Source organism: Teichococcus rhizosphaerae (assembly GCF_002631185.1).
In the GTDB taxonomy this organism is placed as follows: domain Bacteria; phylum Pseudomonadota; class Alphaproteobacteria; order Acetobacterales; family Acetobacteraceae; genus Pseudoroseomonas; species Pseudoroseomonas rhizosphaerae.
The window spans coordinates 66,891-79,508 of the sequence record NZ_PDNU01000015.1 but is presented as its reverse complement, the minus strand read 5'-3'; the positions used below and the strand labels follow the sequence as shown (position 1 = coordinate 79,508).

11 protein-coding genes are annotated in these 12,618 nt (G+C 73.4%); 6 read left to right on the top strand and 5 right to left on the bottom strand.

What is annotated here, in order from left to right; all coding sequences use genetic code 11:
* Positions 1-108 precede the first annotated feature (108 nt).
* Entirely contained in the window at positions 109-402 is a 294-nt protein-coding gene (locus CR162_RS10005; RefSeq protein ID WP_099095407.1) for a YciI family protein, read from the top strand.
* Complete coding sequence (locus CR162_RS10000) at positions 395-856, top strand: EVE domain-containing protein (RefSeq protein ID WP_245870240.1); 462 nt, start codon at positions 395-397, stop codon at positions 854-856. Before CR162_RS10005 ends, CR162_RS10000 begins: the two co-directional genes overlap by 8 nt.
* A gap of 15 nt (positions 857-871) precedes the next feature.
* Here the strand turns inward: CR162_RS10000 and CR162_RS09995 are convergent, their stop codons facing one another.
* Complete coding sequence (locus tag CR162_RS09995; protein ID WP_141563124.1) at positions 872-1,339, bottom strand: hypothetical protein; 468 nt, start codon at positions 1,337-1,339, stop codon at positions 872-874.
* Between the two features lie 145 nt (positions 1,340-1,484).
* On the opposite strand from CR162_RS09995, the gene CR162_RS09990 reads away from it, so the two are divergent.
* Both CR162_RS09990 and acs read left to right on the top strand, forming a co-directional pair.
* Entirely contained in the window at positions 1,485-1,835 is a 351-nt protein-coding gene (locus tag CR162_RS09990) for a Rieske (2Fe-2S) protein (RefSeq protein ID WP_099095404.1), read from the top strand.
* A gap of 110 nt (positions 1,836-1,945) precedes the next feature.
* A complete protein-coding gene (acs, locus tag CR162_RS09985) occupies positions 1,946-3,880 on the top strand; it encodes an acetate--CoA ligase (RefSeq protein ID WP_099095403.1) in 1,935 nt (644 codons plus the stop codon).
* Positions 3,881-3,914: 34 nt separating this feature from the next.
* Here the strand turns inward: acs and CR162_RS09980 are convergent, their stop codons facing one another.
* On the bottom strand, positions 3,915-5,525 hold the full coding sequence (locus tag CR162_RS09980) for a histidine kinase famiy protein (protein WP_218014871.1): 1,611 nt from the start codon (positions 5,523-5,525) through the stop codon (positions 3,915-3,917).
* Between the two features lie 374 nt (positions 5,526-5,899).
* On the opposite strand from CR162_RS09980, the gene CR162_RS09975 reads away from it, so the two are divergent.
* The gene (locus CR162_RS09975; RefSeq protein ID WP_245870238.1) at positions 5,900-6,862 is read left to right on the top strand and encodes a ketopantoate reductase family protein; all 963 of its coding nucleotides are present in this window, start codon (positions 5,900-5,902) and stop codon (positions 6,860-6,862) included.
* On the top strand, positions 6,859-7,731 hold the full coding sequence (locus CR162_RS09970) for an aldose 1-epimerase family protein (protein ID WP_099095400.1): 873 nt from the start codon (positions 6,859-6,861) through the stop codon (positions 7,729-7,731). The genes CR162_RS09975 and CR162_RS09970 overlap by 4 nt, the downstream gene beginning before the upstream one ends.
* Positions 7,732-7,782: 51 nt before the next feature.
* On the opposite strand, the gene CR162_RS09965 is transcribed toward CR162_RS09970, so the two are convergent.
* The 3 genes from CR162_RS09965 to CR162_RS09955 form a co-directional block, all read right to left on the bottom strand.
* Positions 7,783-8,943, bottom strand: coding sequence for a DegT/DnrJ/EryC1/StrS family aminotransferase (locus CR162_RS09965; protein ID WP_099095399.1), 1,161 nt, complete (start codon positions 8,941-8,943; stop codon positions 7,783-7,785).
* A gap of 66 nt (positions 8,944-9,009) precedes the next feature.
* A complete protein-coding gene (locus CR162_RS09960; RefSeq protein WP_099095398.1) occupies positions 9,010-10,653 on the bottom strand; it encodes a nucleotide sugar dehydrogenase in 1,644 nt (547 codons plus the stop codon).
* 2 nt (positions 10,654-10,655) lie between these two features.
* Positions 10,656-12,596 carry a polysaccharide biosynthesis protein gene (locus tag CR162_RS09955; protein ID WP_099095499.1) on the bottom strand — a complete coding sequence of 647 codons (1,941 nt, stop codon included), beginning with the start codon at positions 12,594-12,596 and terminating at the stop codon, positions 10,656-10,658.
* Between the last annotated feature and the right edge of the window lie 22 nt (positions 12,597-12,618).

The following is a 12,618-nucleotide window of genomic DNA, read 5'->3' as shown; positions in this document are numbered from 1 at the left end:
GGGGGCAAACTAGGCGCTGGCGGCGCCGGATTGAAGCCATCGCCGCACGCGGTTACGTCATGCAACAGCGGCGCCTGGCGCCGTGCTCATCCGGAGAGGACGTTCCCCATGCTGTTCGCCATCATCGCCGACGACAAGCCCGGCGCGCTGGAGCTGCGCCTGGCCACCCGCCCCACCCATCTGGAATACCTGGACAGCCAGGTGGAGAAGCTGGTGCAGGCCGGCCCGGTGCTGGACGCCGAGGGCAAGCCCTGCGGCAGCGTGCTGATCGTCGAGGCCGAGGACCAGGCGGCGGCGGAGGCCTTCGCGGCGGCGGACCCCTATGCCAAGGCCGGGCTGTTCGCCCGCACCACCATCCGCCCCTTCCGGCAGGTCTATGCCGGCGGCGCCCGCATTGGCTGAGGCCGCCAGCCCGGCCCGGGAGGCGCCGGCCTACTGGCTGGTGAAGAGCGAGCCGGACGCCTTTTCCTGGCAGCAGCAGGTGGCGAACGGCACGGAGCCCTGGACGGGCGTGCGCAACGCCCAGGCCGCCAGCTTCCTGCGCGCCATGCGGAAAGGGGACCTCGCCTTCTTCTACCACTCCAATGTGGGGAAGGAGATCGTCGGCATCGTCTCGGTGGCGCGGGAAGCCTATCCCGACCCCACCGAGGCGGTGCCGGAGGGCCGCGCGCCGCGCTGGGTCTGCACCGACATGCGGGCGGTGGGGCCGATGCCCCGCCCGGTGACGCTGGCGGCGATCAAGGCCGAGCCGGCGCTGGCCGGGATCGGGCTGATCCGCCAGTCCCGCCTGTCGGTGATGCCGGTGGCGCCGGAGCACTGGGCGCTGCTCTGCCGCATGGGCGGGTGGGAGGGCTGAGGGCCTCTTCCCCGCTCAGGGCCGGGTGCGCCGCGGGTCGTTGAACCACGGCGTGCGGCCGCGCGGCCCCTCCCCGTCCGGCTCGGCCGGCGTCCAGAGCGGCGGCGCGGGATCGATATAGACATGCACGCCGGGCGGGCCGTAGCCGCCCGGCCCCTGGCCCGGGCCGCCCGGGCGGGGCGGCGCCGGCCGCGGATAGGGCGGCGGCGCAGGCGGGCGCAGGCGGAAATCCCGCTCGATGTCGTTCCGGCCCAGATAGCGGCCATCGGCGTCGTAGTGGCGCATCACGCCGCCGCCGGCCGAGCGTTCGGAATGGCCTTCCGGGCGGCCCCAGGCGTCGTAATGGCGGAGCGTGCCGCCACGCTGCTCGGTGCGGCCGTCATAGCGGCCCCAGGGGTCGAGCTCCGGCCGCGTCTGCGCCGCCGCCGGCCCCGCCAGCAGCAGCCACGCCCCGATCGCCGCCATGGCTCCACGATGTCGCATCCCGCCCCGCTCCGTGCCGGCCCGTTCCCGCCGGCAGGATGGGCGGCGGATATTGCCAGGGCATGAAGGGCCGGGGCGCTTGCCTCGGCCGCTTCGCCGGGCGATCCCTTGGCTCCCCCACCCCGCCCGAGGAAGCCCCCGCCCGATGACCGACGAACGCCGCCTTTGCCGCCTCGACGAGATCCCCGACGGGCAGGCGCGCGGCTTTCCCGGCGCGGCGGGCAGCTTCATCGGCCTGTTCGCCGTGCGGCGGGGCGGCGCGGTGCATGTCTATGTCAATTCCTGCCCGCATGTGGGGGTGGCGCTGGAGATGATGCCGGACCGCTTCCTCGACGGCGCGGGCGAGCACATCCTGTGCGCCGTGCATGGCGCGCGCTTCCAGGTGGAGGACGGGTTCTGCATCTCCGGCCCCTGCGCGGGAGACTCGCTGGAGGCCGTGCCGGCGCGGATCGACGCGGAAGGCGCCGTCTGGGTGCCGGCCGATGCAGGGGCGTAATCCCTCGCGGGGTTCACTTGACGCCGGTCATGGCCGCTTGGCCCAATAGGTGCTGAAACACTGTGCCAAGGCTCCCGGAACCGGGGCCCCATCAAAGCGGGAGGAACACCATGCCGGATGATGCGCTGATTGCCGTGAAGCCCGATCTGGCCCAGGGCGCCCGGGTGGATGCCGCGCGCCACCGCGCCATGACGGAGGAGGCCATCCGCGACCCGGAGGGCTTCTGGCGGGAGGAGGCGAAGCGGATCGCCTGGATGACCCCGCCCACGAAGATCAAGAACACCTCCTTCGAGGGCGACGTCTCGATCCGCTGGTTCGAGGATGGCGTGCTGAACGCCTCCGTCTCCTGCCTCGACCGGCACCTCGAGACGCGCGGCGACCAGGTGGCGATCATCTGGGAAGGCGACGACCCGAACAGCGACGCCCGCGTCACCTATCGCGAGCTGCACGAGCGCGTCTGCCGCATGGCCAACGCCATGAAGGCGCTGGGCGTGCGGAAGGGCGACCGCGTCACCCTCTATCTGCCGATGATCGTCGAGGCGGCGGCGGCGATGCTGGCCTGCGCGCGCATCGGCGCGGTGCATTCCATCGTGTTCGGCGGCTTCAGCCCGGACAGCCTGGCCAGCCGCATCCAGGACTGCGACAGCACGCTGCTGATCACCGCCGACCAGGGCCGCCGCGGCGGCCGCACCGTGCCGCTCAAGACCAACGCGGACGAGGCGCTGAGATCCTGCCCCTCGGTGAAGCACGTCCTGGTGGTGCGCAACACCGGCGGCGAGGTGCCGATGCAGGACGGGCGCGACATCTGGTGCGACGAGGCCTGCGCCGCCGCCAGCCCCGACTGCCCGCCCGAGCCGATGAGCGCGGAGGACCCGCTCTTCATCCTCTACACCTCGGGCTCCACCGGAAAGCCCAAGGGCGTGCTGCACACCACGGGCGGCTACATGGTCTGGGCCAGCTTCACCCATGAGCTGGTCTTCGACTACCGCCCCGGCGAGGTCTACTGGTGCACCGCCGATGTGGGCTGGGTCACGGGCCACACCTACATCGTCTATGGGCCGCTGGCGAACGGCGCCACCACGCTGATGTTCGAGGGCGTGCCGAACTGGCCGGGCATCGACCGCTGCTGGCAGGTCGTCGACAAGCACAAGGTCAACATCTTCTACACCGCGCCGACCGCCATCCGCTCGCTGATGCGGGAAGGCGAGGCGCCGGTGCGGAAGTGGTCGCGCCAGTCGCTGCGCGTGCTGGGCTCGGTGGGCGAGCCGATCAACCCCGAGGCCTGGATGTGGTACTACCGGGTGGTGGGCGACGAGCGCTGCCCGATCGTGGACACCTGGTGGCAGACCGAGACGGGCGGCATCCTGATCTCGCCGCTGCCGGGCGCGGTGGACCAGAAGCCTGGCTCCGCCACCCTGCCGCTGCCCGGCGTGCGGCCGGCGCTGGTGGATGGCGAGGGCAACCTGCTGGAGGGGGCGACGGAGGGCAACCTCGTCATCCTCGATTCCTGGCCCGGGCAGATGCGCACCGTCTACAAGGACCATGAGCGCTTCATCCAGACCTACTTCTCCACCTTCCCCGGCAAGTACTTCTCGGGCGACGGCGCGCGGCGGGACGCGGACGGCTACTACTGGATCACCGGCCGGGTGGACGACGTGCTGAACGTCTCCGGCCACCGCATGGGCACGGCCGAGATCGAGAGCGCGCTGGTGGCGCACCCCAAGGTGGCCGAGGCCGCCGTGGTCGGCATGCCGCACGAACTGAAGGGCCAGGGCATCTACTGCTACGTCACGCTCAAGAGCGGCGAGGAGCCCTCCGACGCGCTGAAGAAGGAGCTGGTGGCCTGGGTGCGCAAGGAGATCGGGCCGATCGCCGCGCCCGACGCCATCCAGTGGGCGCCGGGCCTGCCCAAGACGCGCTCGGGCAAGATCATGCGCCGCATCCTGCGCAAGATCGCCGCCAACGAGACGGACAGCCTGGGCGACACCTCGACGCTCGCCGACCCGACCGTGGTGCAGGACCTGATCGGCAACCGGGTGGGCTGAGCCGCGGGGGGGGCGGGGTGGCGCCCGCCCCGCCTCAGCCGATGCCGGTCGGGCCGTCCAGGATCAGCCGCACCTTGCGGGCCAGCTCCAGCCGGCCATAGGGCTTGCTGATCACGTCGAACTCGGAGCCGCCGGCGTCGCTGCGCTCCAGCGAGGCCTCGGCATAGCCGGTGGTGAGCAGCACCTTCAGCTTCGGCTGGCGGCGGCGCGCCTCGCGGGCCAGCATCACGCCGTTCATGCCGCCCGGCATGATCAGGTCGGAGAACAGCAGGTCCACCCGTCCGGCGCGGTCCAGCACCTCCAGCGCCTCGCGCCCATTGCCGGCCACCAGGACCGTGTAGCCGAAATCCTCCAGGATGGCGCGGGCCAGCTCGGCCACCTCCTCGCGGTCGTCCACCACCAGGATGTGTTCGGTGCCGGGGCGGTCTATGACGCGGAGGGCGCGCTGCGAGGTCGGCCGCTCCTCCTCCCCCTGGCTCGGGAAGTAGAGCCTGACCGTGGTGCCGGAACCCAGCCCGGAATCCAGGCAGAGCGCGCCGCCGGACTGCTTGGCGAAGCCATAGACCATCGACAGGCCGAGCCCGGTGCCCTTGCCCTCCTCCTTGGTGGTGAAGAAGGGGTCCATCACCCGCGCCAGGATGTCGGGCGGCATGCCGGGCCCGTTGTCGGCGATGGAGAGCAGCACGTAGTTCCCCGCCCCCAGATTGCCGATATTGGCGGCCTCCTCCGCGCTCAGCGCCACCTCACGGGTGGCGATGACCAGCTCGCCTTCCGGCTGCCCCGCCAGCACGTCGCGCGCGTTGATCAGGATGTTGAGCAGCGCCACCTCGGCCTGGGTGGGGTCGAGGCGGCAATTGCCCAGGCCCTCCGCCAGGTCCAGCCGCAGCGAGATGCCGTCGCCCAGGGTCCGGCGGGCCATGTCGCGCATGCCCTCGACCAGGGTGTTGAGGTTCAGGATGCGGCCGTCGAGCCGCTGCTTGCGGGCGAAGGCCAGCAATTGCTGCGTCAGGGTGGTGGCGCGGTTCACCGCGCCGCGCACGTTCTCGAGCCCCCGCCGCATGCGGTTGCGGTCCAGCTCCGGCCGGCCGAGGGCAAACTCGGTCAGCTCCAGATAGCCCACCATCACCTGCAGCAGATTGTTGAAGTCATGCGCGATGCCGCCGGTGAGCTGGCCCAGCGCCTCCATCTTCTGGCTCTGCCGCAGCGCGTCCTCGGCGTCCCGCCGCCGGCTGACGTCGAGCTGTGAGCCGAAGAAGTACATCAGCTCCCCTTCCGGGCTGTAGACCGGGGACACGAACAGCGCGTTCCAGAAGCTGGAGCCGTTCTTGCGGTAGTTGAGGATCTCGGTGGCGATCTCGCGCCGCTCCCGGATCGCGGCGCGGACGCTGTCCACCGTGTTCCGATCGGTTTCCGGCCCTTGCAGGAAGCGGCAATTGGTGCCGAGGATCTCCTCCAGGCTGTAGCCCGTCATCTTCAGGAAGGCGTTGTTGGCGAAGATGATCGGGTTGTCCCTGGCCCGCGCATCCGTGACGATCATCGGCATGCGCGTGGTTTCCACGGCCGCGAAGAAGATGTCGCCATACTGCTTCCCGCCATTGCCGGCGGCGATCGAGCGGGAAACGCGGGAGGCTGGATCAGGCTCCATCGGGAGTTCCATCAGGTCTGGGGGCGGGCCACCCGGGCGATGGCCGGCCCGGACGCGGGTGGCCACCGGAGGACCGGCGGGAAAGATCGAGAAATGGCCAGGCCCCAGGCTTCCGCAACGGGCAGGCGACACCGCGCCGCGCAGGACCCATGCCATGCCGGTCCGGATGGCGCCGATCCTGCCGGGCGGGGGCGCGGGCCGCAATCCGCCGCCGGCGTCAACTTTCGCTCAGCCCTCCCTCATGGCCGGATCGGCCCCGCGGATTGGCCCCCGCGGATCGCCCTCCTGCGGATCGCCAGGCCAAGGCACGGATTGCCAAGCAGGGGCGGCTGTGAAACCCATGCCGCCGGAAACAGGCGGAAGGGCTGCGGCGGATGCGAATCCTGGTGCTGGGGGCGGGGGCGCTTGGCGGCTATTTCGGCGCCCGCCTGCTGGAGGCCGGCGCGGAGCTCGCCTTCCTGGTGCGCCCCGGGCGCCAGGCGCAGCTGCGCCGCGACGGGCTCTCGGTGCGCTGCCCGGCGCTGGGCGACTGGCGCCAGCCCGTCACCGCCCTGCTGGCCGGCGAGGTCCGCCCGGGCTGGGACGTGGTGCTGCTGAGCTGCAAGGCCTACGACCTCGACACCGCGATCGAGGCCGTCCGCCCGGCGGTGGGGCCGGAGACGGCGGTGCTGCCGGTGCTGAACGGCCTGTCCCACATCGACACGCTGCGCGCCGCCTTTGGCGAGGCGGCGGTGCTGGGCGGGCTGGCCAGGATCCGCGCCACCCTGACGCCGGATGGCGAGGTGCGGAACCTCTCGGACTGGCGCGCCCTCGCCTTCGGCGAGCTGGACGGGCGGATGACGCCGCGCGTCGAGGCGCTGGCGGCGCTGGCCCGCCGGGGCGGCATCCTGGCCGAGGCGGTGCCCGACATCCGCGCCGCCATGTGGGCCAAGCTGGTGCATCTCGGCACCGTGGCCGCCGCCACCGTGCTGATGCGCGGCTCCACCGGGCAGATCGCCCGCGCGCCGGGGGGCGTGGACTTCATGCACAGGCTGCTGGAGCGCAATATCGCCATCGCCGCCGCGCATGGGGTGGCGATGCCGCCCAGCTTCGCGGCGGAATACCGCGCCATGCTGGCCGACCCCGCCGCCGGCTACACCGCCAGCATGCTGCGGGACCTGGAGCAGGGCGGCCGCATCGAGGCCGACCACATCCTCGGCCATCTGCTGGCGGCGGCGGAGCGCGCCGGGGTGGAGCGCGACCTGCACGCCCTCGCCTGTCTCCATGCCAGGACCTATGAGGAAAGGCGGGCGGAGGAGAAGGCCCGCCGCAAGGCGGCGGCGGGGCGCGCCGCATGAGCGACCGCCACAACATCGGGGCCGATGGCCTTTCCGCCACCATCCTCGCCCATGGCGCCGAGCTGGCCAGCCTGCGCGACGCCGTGGGGGAGGAATATCTCTGGCAGGCCGGCCCGGAATGGCGCCGCCACGCGCCGGTGCTGTTCCCCATCGTCGGCCGGCTGGCGGGGGACACGCTGCGCCATGCGGGCCGCGCCCACCGCATGACGCAGCACGGCTTCGCGCGCGACCGGCGCTTCGAGTGGGTGGAGCGCGGCGCCGCCGCCTGCCGCCTGCGCCTGACCGACGACGCCGAGACCCGCGCGGCCTTCCCCTTCGGCTTCGCCCTGGAGCTGGCCTATGCGCTGGCCGGCGGCACGCTGACGGTGGAGGCCACCATCGCCAACCCGGCGGAAAGCGGGGCGCTGCCCTGCGCCATCGGTGCACACCCCGCCTTCCGCTGGCCGCTGGTGCCGGGCACCGCCAGGGAAGCGCACCGGCTGGTGTTCGAGCGGCCGGAACCCGGCCCGTCCCACCGGCTGGAGGGGGGGCTGCTCGGCCCCGCCGAGCCCTCGCCCATCCAGGGCGGCGCGCTGCGCCTCTCGCCCGCGCTGTTCGCGCGCGACGCCCTGATCCTGCCCGGCGTCGCGAGCCGCGCCCTGCGCTACGAGGCGCCGGACGGCACGGCTCTGGCCCTGCGTTGGGAGGGCTATCCGGACCTCGGCATCTGGTCGAAGCCCGAGGGCGCGGATTTCCTCTGCATCGAGCCCTGGCACGGCATGGCGAGCCCGGTGGGCTGGGATGGCGAGTTCGCCGGCAAGCCGGGCCTGCTGGTGCTGCGGCCCGGCGAAAGCCGCAGCTTCACCTGGAGCGTAAGCCTGGGAGCGTGAGCTCGGAAAGCGTGGCGCCGGGCTGAGCACCGCCTCCGCCCGGCGGAAGGCTCAGAGCCCGGCGGTCACCGCCGCCACCACGCGCTCGAGCTGCCCCTCGTCCAGATAGGGGTGCATCGGCAGGGACAGGATGCGCTGGCAGAGGCTCTCGCTCACCGGCAGGGGCGGCGCCTGGCGCAGCCCCTCGGCATGGGCCTTCGCATAGGCCGGCTGGCGGTGCAGCGGCTTCGGGTAGTAGATGGCGCTGGGCACGCCGCGCGCCTGCATCGCCGCCTGCACGCGGCCGCGCGCCTCGGCATCCGGCAGCAGGATGGAGTAGAGGCCCCAGGCGCTCTCCGCCCCCGGCATCTCGCCCGGCACCGTCACATGGCCAGCCAGGTGCTGGCCGTAGAAGCGGGCGACGCGGGCGCGGTCCTTCAGCTCCTGTTCCAGCAGCGGCAGCTTGCACAGCAGGATGGCGGCCTGGAGGGTGTCGAGGCGCCCGTTCATGCCGGTGCGCTCCACCTCGTAGCGGGTCTTGCCCTCGCCATGGGTGCGGAGGGAACGGTACAGCTCGGCGCGGCCGGCATCGTTGGTCAGGATGGCGCCGCCATCGCCGTAGCAGCCCAGCGTCTTGGTGGGATAGAAGCTGAGCGCCGCGGCATCGCCCCATTGGCCGAGGCGCCTGCCGTGCAGCGCGGCGCCGAAGGCCTGCGCCGCGTCGTCCAGCGCGAACATGCCTTCCGCGCGGCAGATCTCCTGGATCGCCGGCCAGTCGGCCGGGCGGCCGAACAGGTCCACGCCCACCACGGCGCGCGGGCGCAGCCGCCCTTCCTCCTTCACCAGCGCGATGCGCCGCCGCAGGTCGGCGAGGTCGATGTTGAAGCCGTCCTCGGCGACATCGACGAAGACCGGCGTGGCGCCAAGCACCAGCGGCACCTCGGCCGTCGCGGTATAGGTGAAGGCGGGCAGGAACACGGCGTCGCCGCGGCCGATGTTCTCGGCCATCATGGCGATCTGCAGCGCGTCCGTGCCGGAGGAGACGCCCACCGCGTGCGCGCAGCCGGCGAACTCGGCCAGCTTCTCCTCCAGCTCCCGCACGTCGGGGCCGTTGATGAAGGCGCCGCTGTCGAGGATGGCGGCGACGCGGCGGTCGATCTCGGCACGGATCAGCGACTGCTGCGCCTTCATGTCGAACAGCCCGATCGGGCGCGGGGAGGTGTCGGCGTTCATCGGCAGTCGTGCTCCGTCATCCGCAGGCGGCATCCGCAGGCGGCGGGGCGCCCCGCGGGGCGGCCCTCAGGCCTGGATGACGCGGTGATAGGCCGGTTCCGCCCGCGGAGGGAAATCACCGCGCGTTTCAAAGGGCAACGTGCCCAGGGAAAAGCCGCCCGAAGGCGGCGTGCCGGGGCAGAGCGCGCCGGACGGCCAGGCGGCGGAGGGGCTGGAGCCAGGAGACACGGAGTCTGGGGACACGGAGCCTGGGGACACGGAGCCTGGGGACACGGAGCCTGGGGACACGGAGCCTGGGGACACGGAGCCTGGGAACACCGTGCCGTCCGGCTGCACCGCCGCGTCGCGGTAGATGCCGCGCGTGTCCACCACCAGCCGGGCGGCCGCGCGCAGCGCCGCGAAGTCGATGCCCGGCTGCGGCGTGACCACCACCACCGCGTCCTGCGCGGCGACGAGGTCCGGCGCGAGGGGCTGGCTTTCCAGCGCCAGCGCGCCGCGCCCGCCGCGCGCCAGGGAAAAGCGCGGCACCAGCGGGTCGTGGTAGGACAGGACGGCGCCGCGCTCGTCCAGCAGCCGCAGGATCTCGGCCGCCGGGCTTTCCCGCGTGTCCGGCACGCCGGGCTTGTAGGCCAGCCCCACCAGCAGCAGCCGGGCGCCGCGCAGGCCCCGGCCGCGCGCGTCCAGCGCGTCCCGCAGGCGCGAGACGACATAGCCCGGCATGGCGTCGTTCACCCGGCCGGCGAGCTCCACGAAGTCGCTCGGCACGCCGAGCTCGCGCGCCTTCCAGGCGAGGTAGTAGGGATCGACCGGGATGCAGTGGCCGCCGAGGCCGGGGCCGGGCCGGAAGGGCATGAAGCCGAAGGGCTTGGTGGCGGCGGCGTCGATCACCTCGTGCACGTCGAGGCCCAAGGCGTGGCTGATCCGCTTCAGCTCGTTGACGAGGCCGATGTTCACCGCGCGGAAGACGTTCTCGTAGAGCTTGGCCAGCTCCGCCACCTGCAGCGAGGAGACCGGCACCAGCGGCCCCGCCACCGGCCCGTAGAGCGCCTGCCCCACGGCGAGGCAGGTGGGGGTGGCGCCGCCCAGCAGCTTCGGCACGCGGCCCACCGTGCCCTCCGGGTTGCCGGGGTCCTCGCGCTCCGGGCTGTAGAGCACGAAGGCGTCGCGGCCCGGGGTGAGGCCCGCGGCGCGCAGGGCGGGCAGCACGTATTCCTCCGTGGTGCCGGGATAGGTGGTGCTTTCCAGCGCCAGCACCTGGCCGGGGCGCAGATGCGGCAGCAGCGCCGCCAGCGCGGCCGAGACGGGGCCGAGATCCGGCTCCTTGTGGCGGCCGATCGGCGTCGGCACGCAGATGATCAGCACGTCGCACGCCCACGCCCCGGCGGGGTCCGCGCTGGCGGCGATGCGCGCCGCCGCCACGCGCCCGTCGGGGATGCCGTGCACCGGGCTGCGCCCGGCGGCGATGGCCGCCACCTTTTCCGCGTCGATGTCGAAGCCCGAGACGGGAAAGCCGCATTCGGCGAAGCGCAGGGCCAGCGGCAGCCCGGCATAGCCCAGCCCCACCACCCCCACCCGGGCCGTCCGCGCGGCGATCCGCGCCACCAGCGCCTCGGCCAACAGGCCGCCCTCCCTCCCTTCCCATCCCGGCACCGGGCGGTCCGGCGAAGCCGCCAGCGCGGCGGCGGCGCCGGGGGGAGAGAGGACGGTCATGGTCAGGTCCTGGTCACGGGGGGAGCCCCCGGGTTGTGGTCGAACTCGGGGACCATCTCGGCCAGCCGCGCGAGGGCGGGCTTGGCCTGGCCCTGGCGCGCGGCGGCGGCGATGGCGTCGATGGCGCCGCCCACGGCATCGGCATCCGTGGTGCGGGGGGTGGCCACGAGCAGGCCGGCGAAGCGCGTCGGCCGCGGCGGCTCCTGGCCGTGGAACAGCTCCTCGTAGAGCTTCTCGCCCGGGCGCAGGCCGGTGAAGCGGATCTCGATGTCCTCGTCCGGCCGCAGCCCGGCGAGGCGGATCATCCGCCGCGCCATGTCCACGATCTTCACGGGCTTGCCCATGTCGAGCACGAAGATGCCGCCCTCGGCCAGCTCGGGCGGCTGGTCCTGGCGGTCTTCCGCGCCAATCACGCTGGCCTGCAGCACCAGCCCCACCGCCTCGCGCACGGTCATGAAGTAGCGGCGCATGTCGGGGTGGGTGACGGTGAGCGGCCCGCCGCGCTCGAGCTGGCGGCGGAACAGCGGCACCACGCTGCCGGTGGAGCCCAGCACGTTGCCGAAGCGCACGGTGACGCAGCGCATGCCGCGGGCGCTGGCGCGCGCCTGCTTGTCCAGCGCCTGGCAGTACATCTCCGCCAGCCGCTTGGAGGCGCCCATCACGCTGGTCGGGTTCACCGCCTTGTCGGTGGAGATGAACACCATGGCGCGGCAGCCCACCGCGCGGGCCGCGTCGGCGATGACGCGGGTGCCGAGGGCGTTGGTCAGCAGGCCCTCCAGCGGGTCGTTCTCCACCATCGGCACGTGCTTCAGCGCGGCGGCGTGGAACACCAGCTCGGGCCGCACATCGGCCATCAGGGCGGCGACGCGCGCGGCGTCCCGCACATCGGCCAGCACGGCGCGGCGCGGCACGCCGGGATGGCTCTCGGCCAGCTCCAGGTCGATCGAGTAGAGGGCGAACTCGCCATGGTCGAGCAGGGCGAGCTGGGCGGGGCCGAGCGCCGCCACCTGCCGCGCCAGCTCGCCGCCGATGGTGCCGCCCGCGCCGGTGACCAGCACGCGCCGCCCCTGCACCAGCCGCGCCATGCCCTCGCGGTCCAGCGGCACCTGCGGGCGGTCCAGCAGCTCCTCGATGGCCACCGGGCGCAGGTCGAAGCGGCGGCTGGCCGGGTTCTCGCGCCGCGCCGGGTCGAGCGCCGTGATCCGCGGGGCGCGCTTGACCAGCACGCCGTGGCGGTCGGCCACGTCCAGCAGGTCCTCGAGCTCCGGGCCCTGCAGGTCGGGATCGGCCAGCACCAGGGTCGCGGGCGGGCGGCCCTCGGCGCGCAGCCGGTCCAGCACCTCGGCCGCCTCCTCGAAGCCGCCGAGGATGGGATAGCCATGGATGCGCCGCCCCGCCGCGCGCGGCCGCCGCGCCAGGATGCCGATGACGCGGTAGCCGGGGCTGCGCTGCTGCAGCAGGGCGCGGATGAACAGGTCGGCGGCGTCGCCCGTGCCGACCAGCAGCACCGGCTGGGCGGGCTGCGCCACGGCCAGGCCCGCCGGGCCGTTGGCGCGCCGCTCCTGCCGCAGCCGGCCCGCCATGCGCGGCGCCAGCAGGGCCGCGGCCAGGGTGCCGGCATGGATCAGCGGGAAGGCCGCGTTGTCCGGCCGCCAGGCGCCCAGGAGGAAGAGGCCGAGCGCGAACAGCACCGCCCCCCCCGCCCCGGCGGCGACCGCGGCCACGAGGTCCTTCAGCGCGGCGAAGCGCCAGTATTGCTGGGGCAGCCGCACCGGCAGCCCCGCCAGCAGCAGCGCCGCCACCGCGCCGGGCACGGCGCCCAGCCACCAGAGCGGCGGGGGCGGCCAGCCGCCGGGCGAGGCCATCCAGACGGCGAGCGGCAGGGCAAGGGCGGCGAGCAGCGCGTCCAGGCCGAGATTCAGCAGAATGCGGGTGAGGGCCATGAGGGCCGCGTATAGGCCCCGG

Bases quoted from the DNA above. Each gene is read 5' to 3' on its own strand.
- CR162_RS10005 (WP_099095407.1), top strand. From the start codon at position 109: ATGCTGTTCGCCATCATCGCCGACGACAAGCCCGGCGCGCTGGAGCTG.
- CR162_RS09995 (WP_141563124.1), bottom strand. From the start codon at position 1,339: ATGCGACATCGTGGAGCCATGGCGGCGATCGGGGCGTGGCTGCTGCTG.
- CR162_RS09990 (WP_099095404.1), top strand. From the start codon at position 1,485: ATGACCGACGAACGCCGCCTTTGCCGCCTCGACGAGATCCCCGACGGG.
- acs (WP_099095403.1), top strand. From the start codon at position 1,946: ATGCCGGATGATGCGCTGATTGCCGTGAAGCCCGATCTGGCCCAGGGC.
- CR162_RS09980 (WP_218014871.1), bottom strand. From the start codon at position 5,525: ATGGAGCCTGATCCAGCCTCCCGCGTTTCCCGCTCGATCGCCGCCGGC.
- CR162_RS09975 (WP_245870238.1), top strand. From the start codon at position 5,900: ATGCGAATCCTGGTGCTGGGGGCGGGGGCGCTTGGCGGCTATTTCGGC.
- CR162_RS09970 (WP_099095400.1), top strand. From the start codon at position 6,859: ATGAGCGACCGCCACAACATCGGGGCCGATGGCCTTTCCGCCACCATC.
- CR162_RS09965 (WP_099095399.1), bottom strand. From the start codon at position 8,943: ATGAACGCCGACACCTCCCCGCGCCCGATCGGGCTGTTCGACATGAAG.
- CR162_RS09960 (WP_099095398.1), bottom strand. From the start codon at position 10,653: ATGACCGTCCTCTCTCCCCCCGGCGCCGCCGCCGCGCTGGCGGCTTCG.
- CR162_RS09955 (WP_099095499.1), bottom strand. From the start codon at position 12,596: ATGGCCCTCACCCGCATTCTGCTGAATCTCGGCCTGGACGCGCTGCTC.